This window comes from Paenibacillus caseinilyticus, from assembly GCF_027533645.1.
In the GTDB taxonomy this organism is placed as follows: Bacteria; Bacillota; Bacilli; order Paenibacillales; family NBRC-103111; genus Paenibacillus_G; species Paenibacillus_G caseinilyticus.
On record NZ_JAQAGY010000020.1, the window covers coordinates 1 to 17207 of the forward strand.

General features: G+C 61.1%; 14 protein-coding genes. 8 read left to right on the forward strand and 6 right to left on the reverse strand.

Translation table 11 applies throughout. The annotated features are described in order from the left end of the window. Window positions 1-345: 345 nt before the first annotated feature. On the reverse strand, window positions 346-1389 hold the full coding sequence (locus O9H32_RS24170; protein ID WP_269868687.1) for an HD-GYP domain-containing protein: 1044 nt from the start codon (window positions 1387-1389) through the stop codon (window positions 346-348). Window positions 1390-1645: 256 nt separating this feature from the next. Further along, window positions 1646-3955 (reverse strand): putative bifunctional diguanylate cyclase/phosphodiesterase, encoded by a 2310-nt coding sequence (locus O9H32_RS24175; protein ID WP_269868688.1) that lies wholly within the window; start codon window positions 3953-3955, stop codon window positions 1646-1648. 210 nt (window positions 3956-4165) lie between these two features. Here O9H32_RS24175 and O9H32_RS24180 point away from each other — a divergent pair, with 210 nt between their 5' ends. From O9H32_RS24180 to O9H32_RS24205, 6 genes are all read left to right on the forward strand, one after another. Next, window positions 4166-4966 (forward strand): Cof-type HAD-IIB family hydrolase, encoded by an 801-nt coding sequence (locus O9H32_RS24180; protein WP_269868689.1) that lies wholly within the window; start codon window positions 4166-4168, stop codon window positions 4964-4966. Window positions 4967-5188: 222 nt separating this feature from the next. Beyond that, the gene (locus O9H32_RS24185; RefSeq protein ID WP_269868690.1) at window positions 5189-6607 is read left to right on the forward strand and encodes a hypothetical protein; all 1419 of its coding nucleotides are present in this window, start codon (window positions 5189-5191) and stop codon (window positions 6605-6607) included. Between the two features lie 93 nt (window positions 6608-6700). Continuing rightward, window positions 6701-7105 (forward strand): hypothetical protein, encoded by a 405-nt coding sequence (locus tag O9H32_RS24190; RefSeq protein WP_269868691.1) that lies wholly within the window; start codon window positions 6701-6703, stop codon window positions 7103-7105. 207 nt (window positions 7106-7312) lie between these two features. Further along, on the forward strand, window positions 7313-7876 hold the full coding sequence (locus tag O9H32_RS24195) for a hypothetical protein (protein ID WP_269868692.1): 564 nt from the start codon (window positions 7313-7315) through the stop codon (window positions 7874-7876). Between the two features lie 154 nt (window positions 7877-8030). Next, a complete protein-coding gene (locus tag O9H32_RS24200) occupies window positions 8031-9137 on the forward strand; it encodes an NAD(P)/FAD-dependent oxidoreductase (RefSeq protein WP_269868693.1) in 1107 nt (368 codons plus the stop codon). Window positions 9138-9161: 24 nt separating this feature from the next. Further along, window positions 9162-10169: a DUF3231 family protein gene (locus O9H32_RS24205; protein WP_269868694.1), complete on the forward strand. Its 1008-nt coding sequence runs from the start codon at window positions 9162-9164 to the stop codon at window positions 10167-10169. 144 nt (window positions 10170-10313) lie between these two features. Here the strand turns inward: O9H32_RS24205 and O9H32_RS24210 are convergent, their stop codons facing one another. After that, complete coding sequence (locus tag O9H32_RS24210; protein WP_269868695.1) at window positions 10314-11468, reverse strand: hypothetical protein; 1155 nt, start codon at window positions 11466-11468, stop codon at window positions 10314-10316. Window positions 11469-11752: 284 nt separating this feature from the next. Between O9H32_RS24210 and O9H32_RS24215 the strand changes: the two genes are divergently transcribed. Together O9H32_RS24215 and O9H32_RS24220 are read left to right on the forward strand one after the other, a co-directional pair. Next, entirely contained in the window at window positions 11753-12475 is a 723-nt protein-coding gene (locus O9H32_RS24215; RefSeq protein WP_269868696.1) for a class I SAM-dependent methyltransferase, read from the forward strand. Window positions 12476-12654: 179 nt separating this feature from the next. Beyond that, on the forward strand, window positions 12655-13392 hold the full coding sequence (locus tag O9H32_RS24220; RefSeq protein WP_269868697.1) for a nucleotidyltransferase domain-containing protein: 738 nt from the start codon (window positions 12655-12657) through the stop codon (window positions 13390-13392). A 239-nt stretch (window positions 13393-13631) separates the two neighbouring features. Here the strand turns inward: O9H32_RS24220 and O9H32_RS24225 are convergent, their stop codons facing one another. From O9H32_RS24225 to O9H32_RS24235, 3 genes are read right to left on the reverse strand one after another with little or no spacing between them, the layout of a single operon-like run. Further along, window positions 13632-14594 (reverse strand): ABC transporter permease, encoded by a 963-nt coding sequence (locus O9H32_RS24225; protein WP_269868698.1) that lies wholly within the window; start codon window positions 14592-14594, stop codon window positions 13632-13634. Between the two features lies 1 nt (window position 14595). Beyond that, entirely contained in the window at window positions 14596-15672 is a 1077-nt protein-coding gene (locus O9H32_RS24230; protein WP_269868699.1) for an ABC transporter permease, read from the reverse strand. Beyond that, a complete protein-coding gene (locus O9H32_RS24235; protein WP_269868700.1) occupies window positions 15665-17203 on the reverse strand; it encodes an ABC transporter ATP-binding protein in 1539 nt (512 codons plus the stop codon). The genes O9H32_RS24230 and O9H32_RS24235 overlap by 8 nt, the downstream gene beginning before the upstream one ends. Between the last annotated feature and the right edge of the window lie 4 nt (window positions 17204-17207).

Below are 17207 nucleotides of genomic sequence, written 5' to 3' on the forward strand. Positions count from 1 at the left end.
TGCCTCCAGCTTCCTTCAGATTCCACCTCACGGTGGACACCCTTGCTCTTGGCTAACGGTAGGCGTTCGCCAGCCCCCGTTCGGGACTTTCACCCTAGAGATGACGCCCATGCTGGGCGTACGACCAAAAAGCCGCTTCTCCTTGACGGGGAAGCGGCTTTTATTGTGCTGCCCGGAGCAGCGGGCCAGAAGGATGACAGCCGAATGGAGCAGACGCACACAGTCCTGCCGCGACGCGCCAGACGCCCTTGCATCCAGCAGCGTGCCGCGAGCCCACTTTAATAACCGGCTTCGCCGTCCTTGTAAGGACCGCACTGCGAAGCCTGTTCGCGATGCGATTCCGGGTTAGACAGCGACCGTTTGAATAGACAGATGCCTCTCCTTACTGAGATCGACGAAGCTGGAGCCGGTCTTGACGAGCGGGGCCGTCTTGTCGTGCGAATGGATGAGCACCACTTCCCCTACCCGGCCGTCCGACAAGAGGACCTCCCGGCCAAGCAGCCGCTGGGCGATGCCGTTCAGGAAGACCGTAACAATCTCCGGATTGAGCTGCCCGAATACGCCTTGGCGCATCTGCTCGACCACCCCGGTGAACGGCATAGGCTCGTGATACGGCCGCCTCGAGGACATCGCATGAAAAATATCGGCGACCGCGACGATTTTGCTGAAAAGATCGGTCTGATCTTTCCTGAGACCGAGCGGATATCCCTGTCCGTCTTCCCGCTCGTGATGCTGCAGCGCAATCAGCGCGACCCGGTAATTCAGGCCCACCGTCTCCTTCAGGAGACCGTAGCCGTATATCGTGTGCTTCTTGATCAGCTCGTACTCTTCCTTGGTCAGCTTCCCCGGCTTGTTCAGAATCTCCAGAGGAATGTTCACCTTGCCGACATCGTGGAGCGTGGCTCCGAGACTCAGGAGGCCTAACTCCGTCTCGTCCAGTCCCATCCATTTGCCGATTAACGTAGAGAGCACCCCCACACCGATGTTATGCTGATACGTGTACTCGTCCTGCGCTTTGACGGCTTCGAACAAAGCAAACACATCCTCATTGGCGGCAATCTGCTGTACAGCGGGAAGAATGGCATTGCGGAATTCCATAACGGGGATTTTGCGGGTATGGGCCGCTTTGCCGAAGAGCGCCTTCGACTGCTCTGCCGCCGTCCTCACTGCCCAGGACAAGGAATCCGCGGCAGAACCGGACCGATGCCCTTCCCCTGTGATAAGCTGATCGTCCTTATTTGCGGTGAAGCTGAGATCCCCCTCTTGGATTCCATGCTTCCCAAGCAGCCCGATGTGCTCCTCCCGAATGAGGGTGCCCGCAGGTAGGATCACGAGCCCCGCCGCATTAAACACATCCTGCTTCAACCTTTTGCCAAGATAGTCCTTCATGATGATATCCCCCGCCTGCCAAGTATAAATGCCGCTTCCTATGTATCATTAATATTACATTCACTATACCACAGCGGAAGTCCTAGGACTATAGGCCTCTAATTGGAAGTTGCCTGCACTCTATTAAGCTGAACGTAAAAACAGATCCGAGCCCCCGCTCGAATCTGATCTTTGATGCACCCCATTATCCGGCATGGTACCAGGTATTCCGCCGGGCATTCCACCGGGCATTCCACCAGCCATTCCACCGGACTTTTTATCCCTTCCAGCCGGCCTGCTTCCGGAGGATCGCCGTCAATTCCTGCGGAGGCAGCGGCTTGTAGAAGTAATAACCTTGCACGAGGCATTCAGCTATTCCTTTGAGCAGCCTGAGCTGCCCCTCGGTCTCCACGCCTTCCACAATGACTTCCAGGTGCATGCTTCCCGCCATGGCCATGATCGCCCGGACGATCCCTTCATGCTCGGCCCCTACGGTAATCCGGCTGATGAAGGACTGGGCAATCTTGAGGGAATCGACCTGGAAGGTCCGCAGATAGCCGAGCGATGAATAGCCCGTACCAAAATCGTCCATCGAAATCTGGATGCCGAGCTTCTTGAGCCCGATCAGCGTATCGGTCGTTTCGGCCGTATTGAGCAGCGCGATCCCTTCGGTAATCTCGATGACCAGCCGCTCCGGCTGTACGCCCGTCTCCTCCAGGATCGACGCCACCCGCTGAACGAACAGGTTCTGCACGAGCTGCTTCGGCGATACGTTCACGGCGACTTTGAGCGGGGGCAGTCCCATCCGGTCCCACTGCGCAGCCTGCCGGCATGCGGTACGCAGCACCCATTCACCGATCGGTACGATGAGTCCCGTCTCTTCGGCCAGCGGAATGAATTCCGCAGGGGAGATCTGGCTCCCGTCCTCCAGCTTCCAGCGCAGCAGCGCTTCGGCTCCCATGATCTCCTCGGTCTTCGTGCATACCTGCGGTTGATAGTGCAGGTGCAGCTCGCCCCGGCTCAGCGCATGCCGCAGCGCGTGCTCCAGCGCCACCCGCTTCAGAATCTCCCCGTTGAATGCGGGTTCGAAGAACTGAATTCTGCCCTTGCCAAGCTCCTTGGCTTTGTACATGGCCGCGTCGGCATGCTTCATGAGCTCGGATCCGCTGTTCCCGTCCTCCGGATACAGCGCAATACCGATGCTGGTGGTAGTCAGAATTTCGTGGATCTCCACCTTGTAAGCCGCAGCAATCCGGTGGAGGAGCAGCGTGGACAGTTCCTCCACCTCCTCCTTCTCCCTCCAGCCTATGAACAGGATCGTGAATTCGTCCCCCCCGAGCCGTGCCACGAGCCCCCGGCCTGCCACGATCTCCGCAATGCGGAGCCCCACCTGGCGGATGAGCTCATCCCCGATCGCATGGCCGAGCGAATCGTTGATATATTTGAACCGGTCGAGATCCATGAACAGAACAGCCAGCTTGCCTCCGCCTGCCGCCGATTCCTCCACAGCCGAGCTCAGCCTCCGCTCGAACATACGCTTGTTCGGCAGACCGGACAGCTCGTCATGGAGCGCCTGATATTCGCTGCGGTTCAGCATATCCTTCAAGCGCGCGACGAGCCCTTCGTTCTCGAACAGAATTGAGATCTGCCGGACCACGATCAGCAGAATGACCAGAATGGTCCCGATGACCAGTCCGTCCACTGCATTGACACGCTGCACCATCAGGCAGCAGAGCAGCACCAAGCCGCAATACGGCGACAGATAACGCAGGCGCTTGCTGCGGGCCTCACGGCCGGCACCGTGTTCGGCGGAGGCCGAACCTTCCTCCTCGCCCCTGCCGTACATCGCCGCCAGTCCGCAGAGCAAGAGACCCACGCTCCAGAAGGGATCGTACCATCGTCCTACCGTATAAGTACCCGCCAAGATATCAAAGAAGTAGAGCACGTCCCCGATGACAAAAGCAATAAATCCATACGTAAACAGGCGCATAACACGGGAGGAAAACAGGCTAAGGTGTTCGAAATGGAGCATGAGCAGGCCCATGACCAGCCCCAGATCGCTCGCCGGATAGAGCACACCGCTCATGATCAGAATCCAATCCGGGTCGTTCACCATCATGGCCAGGTTCGGCCCTACGATGAATTCCCAGCCCAAGGTTCCGAAGACGAGCATCATGATCGTCGTGTCGAAGAGAAAGCGCATCCCCCTTACGGCACTGACCTGCTTGTACATGATATAGTACAGGGCCAGAACGAAGAAGGCCGTCTGCATGTTCCATAAGATATCCGCCGCACCCGCCGCCGGTACGGATACGTCCGCGCCGGTACTATAGTAATAGCACCAAATCGATTGGCCCGCGGCATAAAAACCGGCGCCCAAGGAGATCAACCCCCAGAAGTTTCGCAGGATGCCTCGCTGCCGGACAGCCGCCCAGACGGCAAGCACGGTGGTGACAACAGGTGCGGCAAGCTCCGCCAAGGTGACTGCGCTTTCGCTGGCCCCTCCCCATAAGAGCAGGCTCCAGAGACCGATTATGTACATGAGCACCGCGAGGCCCGCCCATTGGATTGAAGTCGATGGTTTCATGGCATTTCCAGCCTCTCCGTCTTGGTGAATATCGCATGATAGATGCAGGGATGAATGGACGCACTCTCGAACCATCAGCCTGCAAGTGCCGGACTGCCGGGTCCTCTACTTCCCTTCATCGGTTCGGCCGAAAGCTTTTTTTAGTTACAAATTTGGGGAGGGCTAGGGTATAATGAGAACACTTTGGAGAAACGGAGTGACCCTAGAGAGATGTATACCATGCTGGCTATTGATATCGACGACACCCTGATCACCGACGAGAAAGAAATTACCGAGGGCACGAAGCAAGCCTTGGCCGCTGCAGTGGCCCAAGGGGTGAAAGTCACGCTCGCGACAGGCCGGATGTACGCTTCGGCGAAGAAGCTCGCCGAGCAGCTGGAACTGAATGTGCCGATCATCACCTACCAGGGTGCCCTGGTCAAGAACGCGCTCGACGGCCATGTGCTCTACGAGCGTACGGTGCCTGAAGAAGCGGCCCTGCAGATCTTCGATTACTGCGAGGCGCACGGTCTGCACCTGCAGACCTACCTCGACGATGTGCTGTATGTCAAAGAGGACAACGATAAAGCGAGAGCCTACGCCCAGCTGTCCAACATTCCGTATACCGTGCATCCCGACTTCCGCGAGCTTGCTTCGAAGCCGTCGACCAAGCTGCTCATCATCGATGACCCTGCGCGCCTCGACGAAGTGGCCCTGGAGCTGCGCTCCCTGCTGGGCGCCGCGGTGCATATTACGAAATCCAAGCCCCACTTCCTGGAGATTATGCATCCGGAAGGAACCAAGGGCCACGCCCTGACCCACCTGGCCGAGCACTTCGGACTGGAGCTCTCCGGCGCCATTGCAGTCGGCGACAGCTGGAACGACCGCGAGATGCTGGAGGTGGCCGGACTCGGCGTCGCCATGGCCAATGCGGTCGATGCGTTGAAGGAGATTGCCGATTATGTCACGGCGGGGAATAACGAAGAAGGCGTGAAGCATGTCGTGGAGAAATTTATACTGCGGACGGTATAATCATACGTTATCTCGAGAGCGGCCCGGAGGACGAGGCCGCTCTTAGCCGTCCTCCAGGTGCGGTCCGGGCAGGTACTGCACCTGGAGCATGTTCTCACCTGTACAACCTCGCGTGCATAAGCTGTAGCACCCTACCCCATAGGCGGATGTCTACCGGGTAGCGATGACTTGCGGAGCGGCCCTCAGGCCTGCCGCTCAGGCATCTAACGGAGGTAGACGGCGATGGACATTACCCTGGTTTCCCTGCACTGGGCGTACCTGCTTCTCATTCTGGCGATGATCGGATTCATGGTGATGCGCAAGGATACGACGATACTGTGCACGGCCGGCATTCTGGCACTTGGCCTGCTCGCCACGCTTTCCCTGCCCGCTTCGGTCAGCGGCGTGTTCTCCTCCTTCATCTTTGCGATCAAAGAACTGCTCGGTACCATCCTCATTATCTCGATCGTCGTGTCGCTCAGCCGGACGCTGACCGCCACAGGAATCAACGAAGTCATGATCCGGCCCTTCGCCCGGTTGATTCGCACGCCGGCCCTTGCCTTCTGGGTGATCGGTCTGGTCATGATGACCATCTCGCTCTTCTTCTGGCCGTCCCCGGCGGTCGCCCTGCTCGGAGCCGTGCTGCTGCCTGCCGCCCGGCGGGTCGGACTGCCGGCGATCGGCGCCGCGGCAGCGATGAACCTGTTCGGGCACGGCATCGCGCTCTCAGGCGACTTCGTCATCCAGGGCGCCCCCAAGCTGACCGCCGACGCCGCAGGCCTTCCCGTCGCCGAGGTCGTGCAGGCCAGCGTACCGCTCGTGCTGATCATGGGCGCGGTCACCACGCTGACGTCATTCTGGCTGCTCCGCCGCGACATGCGTCTGGGCCGGCTGCAGCCAGGCACCGACAGCTTCGGCTCTCTGCCTGCAGGTGCCGAAGCCGCTCAGGCCGGAGAACCCGCGGTGCCTTCCCGCCTCACGCCCGGCGCCCGCCGCGAATTCGCCCTGCTGCTGCCGCTGCTCTTCGCGGCGGACGTCGCCGCCATGTTCGCGCTGAACCTGCAGGGAGGTGACGCTACGGCGCTCATCGGCGGCACGGCTCTGCTAGCCATGCTGCTCATCTCCCTTGCCGCGCACCGGGAGCAGGGGCTGGCACAGGCGACCTCCTACCTGACTAGCGGCTTGCTGTTCGGCTTCCGCGTCTTCGCTCCGGTCATACCGATCGCCGCCTTCTTCTATCTCGGCGACTCGGCTTTCACGGAGATCTACGGAGCGGTGCTGCCTGCAGGGTCCCACGGTCTCGTCAATGACCTCGGCTCCTCCCTGGCCGGTATCGTGCCGCTGAACCCGGCGATTGGCGCGGTGACCCTTACCGCCGTAGGAGCCATTACCGGTATGGACGGATCCGGCTTCTCCGGTATCTCGCTGGCCGGCTCCATCGCCCAGCTGTTCGCGGCAGCTATCGGTACGGGGCTCGCGACGCTCACGGCTCTGGGCCAGATTGCGGCCATCTGGGTGGGCGGAGGCACCCTCGTGCCGTGGGCGCTTATCCCCGCGGCGGCCATCTGCGGCGTCAGCCCGTTCGAGCTTGCCCGGCGCAACCTGGTGCCCGTTGCCGTCGGCCTTCTGGTGACCACCGCCGCCGCCATGCTGTTGATCTGACTTCGGCAGCGGCCAGACTGCTGCCGGAGGGCTTGGTTCAGGGACTGACCTCCCGGTTAATGAATAGTACTAACTCACCTGGAGGCGATTCCGATGCCGAAGAAAATCTACTATATCTCCGTAGGTCCCGGTACCATCGAAGATCAACAGATGCTGGCCGATCAGCGTAATTATACGTATGACTATCAAGTTGAAGCCGACGAATCCGAATACCAGGAGCTCCGCAGGCTGCTCCAGTCGACGGAAGAGACGCAAGACGGAACGTTCGCCAGAGCGCCGATTCCTTACAAATCGGCCGATCACGATCCGGCAACCGACCAGTTCAATGACCGGCTGAAGCATTTGTACACCCTCTTGTACCGTCTGGGAACAGCCGAGACCCGGGGACACATCGAGAAGATGGGCATCCTGAAAAAGCTCGGGAATACCGATTACGACCTCCCCGGTTATAGTCCGAACGATGCGGATGAAGCGATTGATGCGGGGAACCGACGCTAACTTTTGACGAACCGGGGCTCCGCCCCTTCATGAACGGCCGGCGCCAAGCTTGGCTTCCGAATTCCGGAGTCTCTCCGGAGGAGGGAACCAAGCTTGGCGCTTTTGTAGGTCAGCTTTGGGCGCCTCCGTCATAGTATGGTAGGGAGAACAGCGCATTCACATGGCAGGGATGTCCCCTACTTCTGCCCAAAGAGGAGAGAAATCAAGATGACCTATCCCGTCTACTACTTCGATCCCTATCGCAGCTTGTTCCCCGGAGTTCCCGGAGGACCAGGAGGCCCCGGCGGCGGTCCCGGCGGATTCCCTGGCGGCGGCCCGGGCGGATTCCCCGGCGGCGGCCCCGGCGGATTCCCCGGCGGCGGTCCCGGCGGATTCCCTGGCGGCGGTCCCGGCGGATTCCCCGGCGGCGGTCCCGGCGGATTCCCTGGCGGCGGCCCCGGCGGATTCCCTGGCGGCGGCCCCGGCGGATTCCCTGGCGGCGGCCCCGGCGGCGGGCCGCAAGGGGGCGGAGCTCCCAGCTCCCCGCCCCCTTCGTTCACGCCCCAGAAACAGCACCAGTCGCTGTATGCCGTTGACTCAAGCACGATCCGGGGCTGCCTCTTCCGGTATGTGTATATTTGGCAGCGCAACGGCGACCAGTATTGGATCTTCCTAACACGAGTCAGCCGTAATTCCATCGGGGGGTTCCGCTGGTACGGCTTCGGCCCTGTTGGAACCTGGGTCTTCTTCGGACTGGATCTCGACCGCGTCGATCAATTCCTGTGCTTTTGAGACAAGATGGAGAGCCCCGTGCGCCAGCACCGGGCTCTCTTCTTGTCTGCAGCATCCGGCATCCTCTTCTCAGGACCCGTTCACTGCATAAAAAAAGGCCATTTGAACGACGCTACCAGTATGTTTTTACTCTTCGAACGAAGGAAGTGTCCTCTTGAAGGTCGCCATCATGGGTGCCGGATTGTCCGGGCTCGCCTGCGCCATTACGCTGGAGCAGCACGGCATTGAGCCTGCTATCTTCGAAAAACGAAGCCGGGTGGGGGACCGCTTTGTGAATGCGGAGGTCCTCCTCTCGCTCATGACCCGTCCGGTTCACGACTGTATTGCCTATTTGTCGGAGAAGCACCGCATATATCTGCAGCCTACGGCGAATTTGCAGAAAATGACTGTCTATTCAAGCGGAGAAAAAGCGATATTGGAAGGACAGCTCGGTTTCACCAATGTGCGGGGAAGGGAGAGCGACGCTTTCGAAGTGCAGCTCAGCCGCCAGGTGAAAAGTCCCATCCGGTTTCACTCCGAAGAAACGTATGAGGATTTGCTCGGCCACTACACGCATGTAGTCATGGCGACCGGCGACGGGGATTATGCCAAGCGGACCCGGAACTTCCGCGAAGACCTTACCGTCTCCCTGCGCGGAGCTACGGTCGAGGGTACCTTTGACCGGTATGCCGTGTCCGTCTGGCTCGACAATGAACTGGCCCCCAGCGGCTACGGCTTCTGTATCCCGTTCTCGGAGAAGGAAGCGACGATCGTGATCGCCTTCCCTGATGATCCTGCCAAGGAGGAGCAGCCGGACAGCGGGCTCCTATGGGACCGATTCTGCGAGAGAACCACCCGCGATCTTCAGCAGACGCTGCATGTGACCGACACGTTCCAGTTCACCCGGTACCCGATCGGCATCTGCCGCTCCGCCCGCATCGGCAATACGTTCTTTACCGGCAACTGTTTTGGCAGCCTGATGCCTTATCTCGGCTTCGGGCAGTTTGCCGCGATCCTTACCGGCATCTACGCCGCCTATGACTTGACCGGTCAAGGGAGCTACGAAGAACTGACCGCCCCGCTGCGGCAGAGCTACGAGAATTCCCTCGTGCTGCGCCGGACCGTGGAACACCTCCGTAATGCGGATCTGGACCGGATCGTACGGGTGCTAGGCGGCGGCCTCGGCGGCCGGTTGATGCAGAACAAACAGCTCAATCCGCTTCAGATCGCCAGTTACCTGCTGAGGCCCTATGTCAAATGGAAGCAAGGCGTCACTTCTTAAAAATGAATGTGGAGATGAACACCCATGTCAACGCGCTTCCCCCGGCTGAGCAGCTCCGAGATCGGATACCTGTGGACCGGCTATATGATTGACGACATGTCCCTAAATGTACTGGCGGCTTTCGAGAAGCAGGCGGAAGATGCCGACGTGTTGCGGGCATTGGTCTATGCGCTGGAGCTGGCCCGGGAGAACAACCGCGAGCGCCTCGGCTTCTTCTCAGGCGAAGGACTCCCCCTGCCCCGCGGGTTCGCGGAGGCGGAGCCTGCCTCCTCCCTGCCCGCATTGTTCGAGGAACGGTTCTTCCTCTTCTACCTGCTGCAGGGCGGGCGGCTAGGCCTTCATTTCCATGCGGAGTCACTCTCGGTGTCGACCCGCCCCGATTACCGCGCCTTCTGTGCGGAGCGCCTCCACAAAGCTGTCCGGTTGTATGAGGAGATCATGGAGATGATGCTCGCCAAAGGACTCTACGCCAGACCTCCCGTCATCCCTGTACCCGAAGCGCCGGAGCAGATCCAGAAGACCAGTTTTCTCCAAGGATGGTTCGGGGACACGCGCCCCCTGCACAGTGTAGAGATCGCCAATGTATACAAGGGCATGGAACTGCTCGGCTTGATCCAGGCCATCTGTATAGCCTTCGCCCAAACCCTCGTGCCGAAGGATCTGCGGACGCTCTGTATCCGCGGAGCGGAAACGGCGGAGGAACACCTGGAGCGCCTCGGGGGACTGCTCACCAAGGACGATCTCCCGCTGCCCCCTACCCACGTAAGCGAGATAACCGGTTCGCAGACCCCGCTCTTCTCCGAGCGTCTCATGCTGTGCCATGTCTCGGGGTTGTTCGGGTCCTTGATCACGCATTACGGCCAATCCCTCGGCTCCGCAATGAAGCATGATGTCGTCGCCGCCCTGCTCGCCTTGATCGCGGGAGCGGGTAATTATACGGAGGATGTGACCGAGGCGCTCATCCGGCATGAATGGCTCGAAAAAACGCCGGGCGCGCTGGACCGGGACGCTCTCATTGATCATCCGCAGTAAGACGACAAGCTTGTAAGACCCAACGCACACCCAAAGCCCCCGTACCGGATCCGGTACAGGGGCTTTGGGTGTTAGCGGCGATGTTCGTGCCGATGTCCAGGAGGACGAAGAAGTCTGCGGACGCCATAGCCGCAGTCCCCCTGTTCAGGCGGACAACATCACCTGTTCTATCTTCCAGGGAGACTTCATCCCCTCGCGCTTCAACCGAAAAATTAACCTGCGCCGTTCCGGCTTGTGATCCTTCCGGTACACCGTCGTATCTACCGCCACCTCTGCCGACAGTACGTCGTCCCCCGGCGGATTCGAAGCCCCCTCCCGCTGGCCCTCCACCGGCTTGATCCCTTGGAGACTCTCCATCTCAGAGAGGAAGTAGGAGAGCTGGGAATGACCGGGACTGGCGAACGTGCGCTTCAGCAGCTCCCCGTCCTTCTGGTTCAGGGCGACGATGAAACCCTCCGCTACGCCGGCCGGGTCCGCTTGGCCCAGTGCTTCGTCCAGGCGGCCGGAGGCCTTATACACCATCCACTGGTGATCCGGATCCACATGCTTCGATCCGTGCGTCGCGCTGCCCAGGAAGTGAATGCAGAAGTGGCCCGAGAATCCGTTGTCCGGGATCCCGTCGCCGCCATGGGGCATGCCGTGCATGGAAGCGGCCAAGGCTGGACCTCGTCCGTCCAGCTGCACGAGCACCGCTCTGCGGCGCCAGCTCCAGGCTCCCCCATAGATTTCTTTCATGATCTTCGTATCCGCCTTCGATACCGGCTGCATGTCCGCATGGCTGCGGCCCGCCCGCCGCTGGGCCTGGAAGCTGCGGCCTGTCTCCAGATCCGTAACGGTACAGATGCTCTTCATCGTCACGGTCTTCGACGCTTCATCCCAAGGGACGAGCCGGCCGTAGTGGGCCTGCCGCGCGGCTTCGATATACCGGCTGAGTTCGGACCTCGCCCCTTCGGGAAGCTCCCAACCCTCTCCGGTTGCGCCCTCATGCCATACGCCATTTCCGTCTATGGAGAACTCCCGCGGGACTCCGCCTTCCTTCCAAGTGACGTAGGTGTCGCTGGGCGGCACTGGCGTATCCTGATGCTTCCGAACCCCACGCAGTCCCTTAGTCAGGTTAGGCGAGCGGACCTCGAGCTCGGTGGCGAACTCTGCTTCCGGCGATGCCTTCACGGTGATGGTCAGGGGCTCGGCCTCCTTAGGGCCCGCTTCCGCCGTGTCGCCGCCCGCAGCTGCAGCGAGCAGAACCCCCGCGCTGATGGCCATCCCCTGCAGGATGATCCGGTATGTGGTTTTGTTCATAGCCCGACCTCCGATAGTAAGCATACCGTTATAGCCTGTCTTCCCATCTCCTCTACCATTCCCGGAAAAAACATGCAGCCCCCTTTTATGAGCAGGCCCACCGGGCCGCACTGGGGCGTATAGACCGTGCCGGGAAGAACGGCAACTGAGCCGCTTGCTGCCGTCTCCCTTGCGTCCCCTAAAAAAGAAGCGGTCCCGGGACACCCATCCCTAACCTCTCCGCCCCTGGCCACATACAATGGAAAAACGTGGTTGTGCACCTAGACAGGAGGAATGCAATACCTATGGATTATTTGGATATGCTTACCCGCCTCGGCGTCTCCAGCGCCCATCCTGGCGGCTTCTCGGCAACCTTATCCCAGCTGCAGCGCTTCCCCCTGCCAGCCGGCAGCCGGGTGCTCGAAGTGGGATGCGGTACGGGCCGGACCGCCTGCCATCTCGCCGCCCTCGGCATGAACGTGACCGGACTGGACATCCGCCCGGAGATGCTCGCGAAAGCGGGGCACCGGGCCGCCCACCAAGGCGTCGATGTACATTTCGTGGCAGGCAGCATTACCGAGCTGCCGTTCGAAGAAGGCTCGTTCGACGTCATCCTGGCCGAATCCGTGACGAACTTCGCCTCGATCCCCGAGGCGCTCCGGGAATACAACCGGGTCCTCTCCCCCGGCGGCCTCCTGTACGACCGTGAACTCATTCTCTCCGCAGCCCTCCCCCGGGAAGCGTACGAACAGCTCGCCGGCTTCTTCGGATTCGGAGGCCTCCTTGGCGAAGATGGCTGGCGGGAAGAACTGCGCCTCGCCGGCTTTGGCGCCGTTCAAGTATGGGACCGCCTGCCATTCGGGCGGCCGCCCGGGGAGGATCTGACGGAGCATCCCGATCCGCACCAGCTCATGGACCATGGGGCGATCCTGGATGCGGCCGTCTGGCAGACTTCGATTGCCCATGACGAATTGATCGAAACCCACCAAGCCTATCTCGCCCATGCCTTATTCGCTGCCCGCAAGTAAATAGCCCCCTCTCCCGCCGCGCTGAAGCGACAGCGGCGGGAGCCGCCTTAGAAGATCCCGCGCGGATACGGCGCCTTCGACCGAGGAAGACAATGATGGACGGCAGCCCGCGCGAACCCCCGATTCCCCTGCCGCATAAGCTGTCGGAACAAGAGTTGGAATGACAGGAGGAACGGCGGATGAGACAAGATGCAGAGGCAACGGCCCGGAGGTTCCTCCGGGAGGAATATCCGGACTGCGAGGCGGCCCTGCTGGCCGGCAGCGCGGCCCAAGGCGAAGCTACGCCGACATCCGATCTCGACCTCGTGATCTTCGACGAGAGCGGGGAGGGACCATTGCGCCGGACCTATCTGGCAGAAGGCTGGGTTATTGAAGCCTTCGTCCTGACGCGGGATACATACCGCTATTTCTTCGACCAGGCGGTCGAGTCCGCGGTTCCCTCCCTGCTGCGGATGTGTGCCGAAGGCCGGCTGCTGCTGGGCGGGGAAGCGGCCCACAGCATCATAGCGGAAGCCCGCCGCGATCTGCTGGCCGGTCCCCCGCCGTGGAGCCGGCAGGAACTGCGCCAAGCCCGCTACGAGCTCGGCGAGACCCTCGCCGACTTCGAAGGAAGCGGGAGCCGGGAGGAAGCGCTCTTCATCGCCGCGAAGCTGGCGTTGCAGCTCGCCTCCTTCGCCCTGCGCACGCGGGGGCAGTGGCTCGGGGACGGCAAGTGGCTGCAGCGGGGGCTGCAGCGCTGCGACCCGCCGGCCGCTGCCGAGCTGCATGATGCGCTGGAAGCTTATTATGCCGGCGCCAGCAAGGAGGCTCTGGCCTCCCTCACCCGCCGCTGGCTGGCCCCCTTCGGCGGGATCCTGACGGAAGGCTATACCGAGGGCGGGTCCGGCGAGGGGGAGGAGGATGAAGAGGAAGCGTGAATGGCTGTGGCTGCCTTCTTTTCAGCCTCGCCCCGCGTCCTCCCATCTCCCTTCCAGCCCTTCCCCTTCGTGCTCCAGCCATGCGGGCGGGGCACTCCCCATATGGCATGCCCTTGGGAAAGAATGCGCCAAACGCAACAAAAAGGCGGTATCCCGCCTCTGCCGCGCAGAGGGAGATACCGCCTTTTCTTCATAAACTGACCAAAACCTGAAGACTAACCGAAGTCTGGCCGAACCGGTTACCGCTTGCCCGGATCATATGCTTCCCCGAGAGCCGACGGCGCTTTCGCCCGGCCGACTGCACCGGCGAGCACCAGGATGGTGAGCACGTATGGCAGCATATACAGGAATTCCATCGGAATGCCCTTGGCGAAGTCGAACAGCTGCACGAAGTTGCGGATCGCCTGGGAGAAGCCGAAGAACATCGCGGCCCCCAGCGCACCGACCGGATGCCACTTGCCGAAGATCATGGCCGCCAGGGCAATGAAGCCTTGGCCGGAGATCGTGTTGTGCGAGAACGAGCTCGTGGTGGTCAGCGTAATCGTCGCGCCGCCGAGACCCGCCAGCGCACCGGAGATCAGCACGCCGAGGTACCGGTAACGGGATACCCGGATGCCCATCGTATCCGCCGCGCCCGGATGTTCGCCGACCGAGCGGAGCCGGAGGCCGAACGGTGTCTTGTAGATGACGTAATAGGTCAGGGCGACGACGATGAGCGCCAGATACGTGGTCGGGTAGGCTTCGAAGAACCCTTTGCCGATCAGCGGAATCTCCGACAGGAACGGTATCTTGACCTTGCTGAACACTTCGTTCAGCGTCTCGGTCTGTCCCGCTCCGTCGTACATGATTTTGACGAGATAGACTGTCAGGCCCGCAGCCAGGAAGTTAATGACGACCCCGCTGACGACCTGGTCCGCTTTGAACGTGACGGTGGCGACCGCGTGGATCAGGGAGAAGATCAGGCCGAACAGCATCGCAGCCAGAAGGCCGACCCAAGGGGACACCCCGCCCATCCCCGCCTGCTCCGCGGTATAAGTGGCTACGGCCGCCGCGAAAGCGCCCGAGACCATCAAGCCTTCGAGTCCGATATTGACGACGCCCGACTTCTCCGAGAAGATGCCGCCCATCGCCGTGAAGATGAGGGCGGTGGAGAACACCAATGTAATATTGATCAGCTCGCCGAGCTTCAGCAGCAGATCCATGTTAAGCCGCCCCCTCTTTCTTGGATTTGCCCTTGAGCGGGCGGATGAGGCCGCGGACGATGCCGTGGGCCGCGACGAAGAAGATGACCGAACCGATGACCACGCGGATAATCTCCGGCGGAACGTCGGCTGCGAAGCTCATACCCGCCGAGCCGTACGTCAGCGATCCGAAGAGAACCGCAGCCAGCACGACACCGATCGGGTTGTTGCCGCCGAGCAGCGCAACCGCTACGCCGTCGAACCCGTAGCCCGGGGAACCGGCCATCACAGTCTGGTAGTGGAATACCCCCAGCACATCGACCACACCGGCGAGGCCTGCGAACACCCCGCCGATGAACATGGCGCGGACGATATTGCTGTTGACGTTCATCCCGGCATACCTTGCGGCTTCCGGGTTGTGGCCTACGGCCCGGAGTTCGTACCCTTGTCTCGTGCGCCACAAGACGATGTAGAAGATCACCGCACCGGCGATCGCAATGAACGTGCCCCAGTGGACGCGGGCATTGCCCATCAGCTCCGAGAGCCATCCGATCGTCAGGGACGCCGATTCATGGATTTCGTACGAGCGCTGCTGCCCCGGCTGGAGCAAGAACGCATTGATGATGTAGTTTGCCAGGAACAAAGCGGTCCAGTTCAGCATGATGGAGGTGATAACCTCGTTCACGCCCCGTCTCGCTTTGAGGTAGCCGGCAATCCCGCCCCACAGGCCTCCAAGTACCGCACCCGCGATCACGGCGAGCGGCATATGGATGATCCACGGCAGGTCGAACTTCACGCCGACCAGGGTGGCGCCGGTCATCCCCATGATGAACTGGCCTTCGGCTCCGATATTGAAGAGGCCCGTCCGGTTGGCGAATGCCACGGCCAGCCCCGTCAGGATGAGGGGCGTGATCTCGCGGATCGCTTCGCCAAAGTCGTAGGCGCTTCCGAATACTTTATCGAGCAGGGCCCCGTAAGCCGTGATCGGGTTGTAACCGCCCACCAGCATAACCAGGGCACCGAATAGGAGACCGAGCAGGATCGCCCCCAAGGGCACTAAGGCCGAGTCTTTCGTCATGATGCGCATGATTCTATCCATGGGCGGCGCCTCCTTTCCCTTCGCTTCCGGCCATGAGCAGGCCGAGTTCTTCTTCATTGGTCTGCTCCGGATCCACTTCGCCCACGATCCGGCCTCCCGAGATGACGGCGATCCGGTCGGACACGTTGCGGATCTCGTCCAGTTCGAAGGAAATGAGCAGGACGGCCTTGCCCTCGTCACGCGCTTCGATCAGCTTGCGGTGGACGAATTCGATCGCACCGACATCGAGCCCCCGCGTCGGCTGGGCGGCAATGAGCAGCTCCGGCTGTTTGTCGAGCTCCCGGGCGATGATCGCCTTCTGCTGGTTGCCCCCGGAGAGCGATCTCGCTTTGTTCTGGATGCTCGGCGTCCTCACGTCGAAGTCGCGGATAAGCCGCTCCGCCTGCTTATCGATCGCGGAACGGTCGAGGAAGCCGCCGCGGTTGTACGGCGGCTTGTAGTACGTCTCGAGCACCATATTCTCGCTCATCGTAAAATCGAGCACGAGGCCGTGCTTGTGGCGGTCCTCCGGAATATGAGAGACACCGGCTTCCGTGATCGTGCGCGGAGGCAGATTCGTCAGCGGCCTGCCTTTCAGCCGGATCTCGCCTGACGCCGCGGGACGCAGTCCCGTCAGCGCTTCGATGAGCTCGCTCTGTCCGTTGCCGTCGACGCCGGCGAGGCCGAGAATCTCGCCTGCCCGCACATTCAGCGAGATACCGTTCAGCGCCGGCACGCCGCGGTTGTCGAGCGCCCCGAGATTCGTGACCTCGAGCACCTTCTCGCCGGGCTGCGCCTTGCGCTTGTCCACCCGGAAGGAGACGCTGCGGCCGACCATCTTCTCGGCCAGCTCCTGCGGAGAGCTGGCCGCCACGCTTACGGAGTCGATGACCTTGCCTCGGCGGATGATCGTGCAGGTGTCGGCGATCGCCATAATTTCCTTCAGTTTATGGGTAATGATAATGATCGACTTGCCTTCCCCCGCCAACCGGCGGAGAATCTCCATGAGCTCTCCGATCTCTTGAGGGGTGAGGACCGCCGTCGGCTCGTCGAAGATCAGGATGTCCGCTCCGCGATAGAGCGTTTTCAAGATCTCCACGCGCTGCTGCATCCCGACCGAAATATCCTGGATTTTGGCTTTGGGGTCGACCATCAGTCCGTACTGTGCCGAAATCGCGGCGACTTTCTCTTCCGCGGCCTTGTAGTGGATGGAAGTCCCTTTGCGAGGCTCGCTTCCGAGAATGATATTCTCGGTAACGGTGAACGGCTGGACCAGCTTAAAATGCTGATGCACCATGCCGATGCCAAGTTCAATTGCCTTCGTCGGAGAGTCAATGGCCACTTCCCGGCCCTTGACCCGGATCTGTCCTTCATCGGGCTGGTACAAGCCGAACAGGATATTCATCAGCGTCGATTTGCCCGCTCCGTTCTCGCCGAGCAGCGCATGGATCTCTCCCTTCCGCAGCTGGAAGGAGATGCCGTCATTGGCTGTGATGCCGGGAAACCGTTTGGTGATTCCCTGCAGTTCAACCGCCACTTCCGGTGTATTCATGGGC

Excerpts from the sequence above, each read along its gene's own strand:
- O9H32_RS24170 (WP_269868687.1), bottom strand. The coding sequence starts at position 1,389 with ATGAAGGACTATCTTGGCAAAAGGTTGAAGCAGGATGTGTTTAATGCG.
- O9H32_RS24175 (WP_269868688.1), bottom strand. The coding sequence starts at position 3,955 with ATGAAACCATCGACTTCAATCCAATGGGCGGGCCTCGCGGTGCTCATG.
- O9H32_RS24180 (WP_269868689.1), top strand. The coding sequence starts at position 4,166 with ATGTATACCATGCTGGCTATTGATATCGACGACACCCTGATCACCGAC.
- O9H32_RS24185 (WP_269868690.1), top strand. The coding sequence starts at position 5,189 with ATGGACATTACCCTGGTTTCCCTGCACTGGGCGTACCTGCTTCTCATT.
- O9H32_RS24190 (WP_269868691.1), top strand. The coding sequence starts at position 6,701 with ATGCCGAAGAAAATCTACTATATCTCCGTAGGTCCCGGTACCATCGAA.
- O9H32_RS24195 (WP_269868692.1), top strand. The coding sequence starts at position 7,313 with ATGACCTATCCCGTCTACTACTTCGATCCCTATCGCAGCTTGTTCCCC.
- O9H32_RS24205 (WP_269868694.1), top strand. The coding sequence starts at position 9,162 with ATGTCAACGCGCTTCCCCCGGCTGAGCAGCTCCGAGATCGGATACCTG.
- O9H32_RS24210 (WP_269868695.1), bottom strand. The coding sequence starts at position 11,468 with ATGAACAAAACCACATACCGGATCATCCTGCAGGGGATGGCCATCAGC.
- O9H32_RS24215 (WP_269868696.1), top strand. The coding sequence starts at position 11,753 with ATGGATTATTTGGATATGCTTACCCGCCTCGGCGTCTCCAGCGCCCAT.
- O9H32_RS24220 (WP_269868697.1), top strand. The coding sequence starts at position 12,655 with ATGAGACAAGATGCAGAGGCAACGGCCCGGAGGTTCCTCCGGGAGGAA.
- O9H32_RS24225 (WP_269868698.1), bottom strand. The coding sequence starts at position 14,594 with ATGGATCTGCTGCTGAAGCTCGGCGAGCTGATCAATATTACATTGGTG.
- O9H32_RS24230 (WP_269868699.1), bottom strand. The coding sequence starts at position 15,672 with ATGGATAGAATCATGCGCATCATGACGAAAGACTCGGCCTTAGTGCCC.
- O9H32_RS24235 (WP_269868700.1), bottom strand. The coding sequence starts at position 17,203 with ATGAATACACCGGAAGTGGCGGTTGAACTGCAGGGAATCACCAAACGG.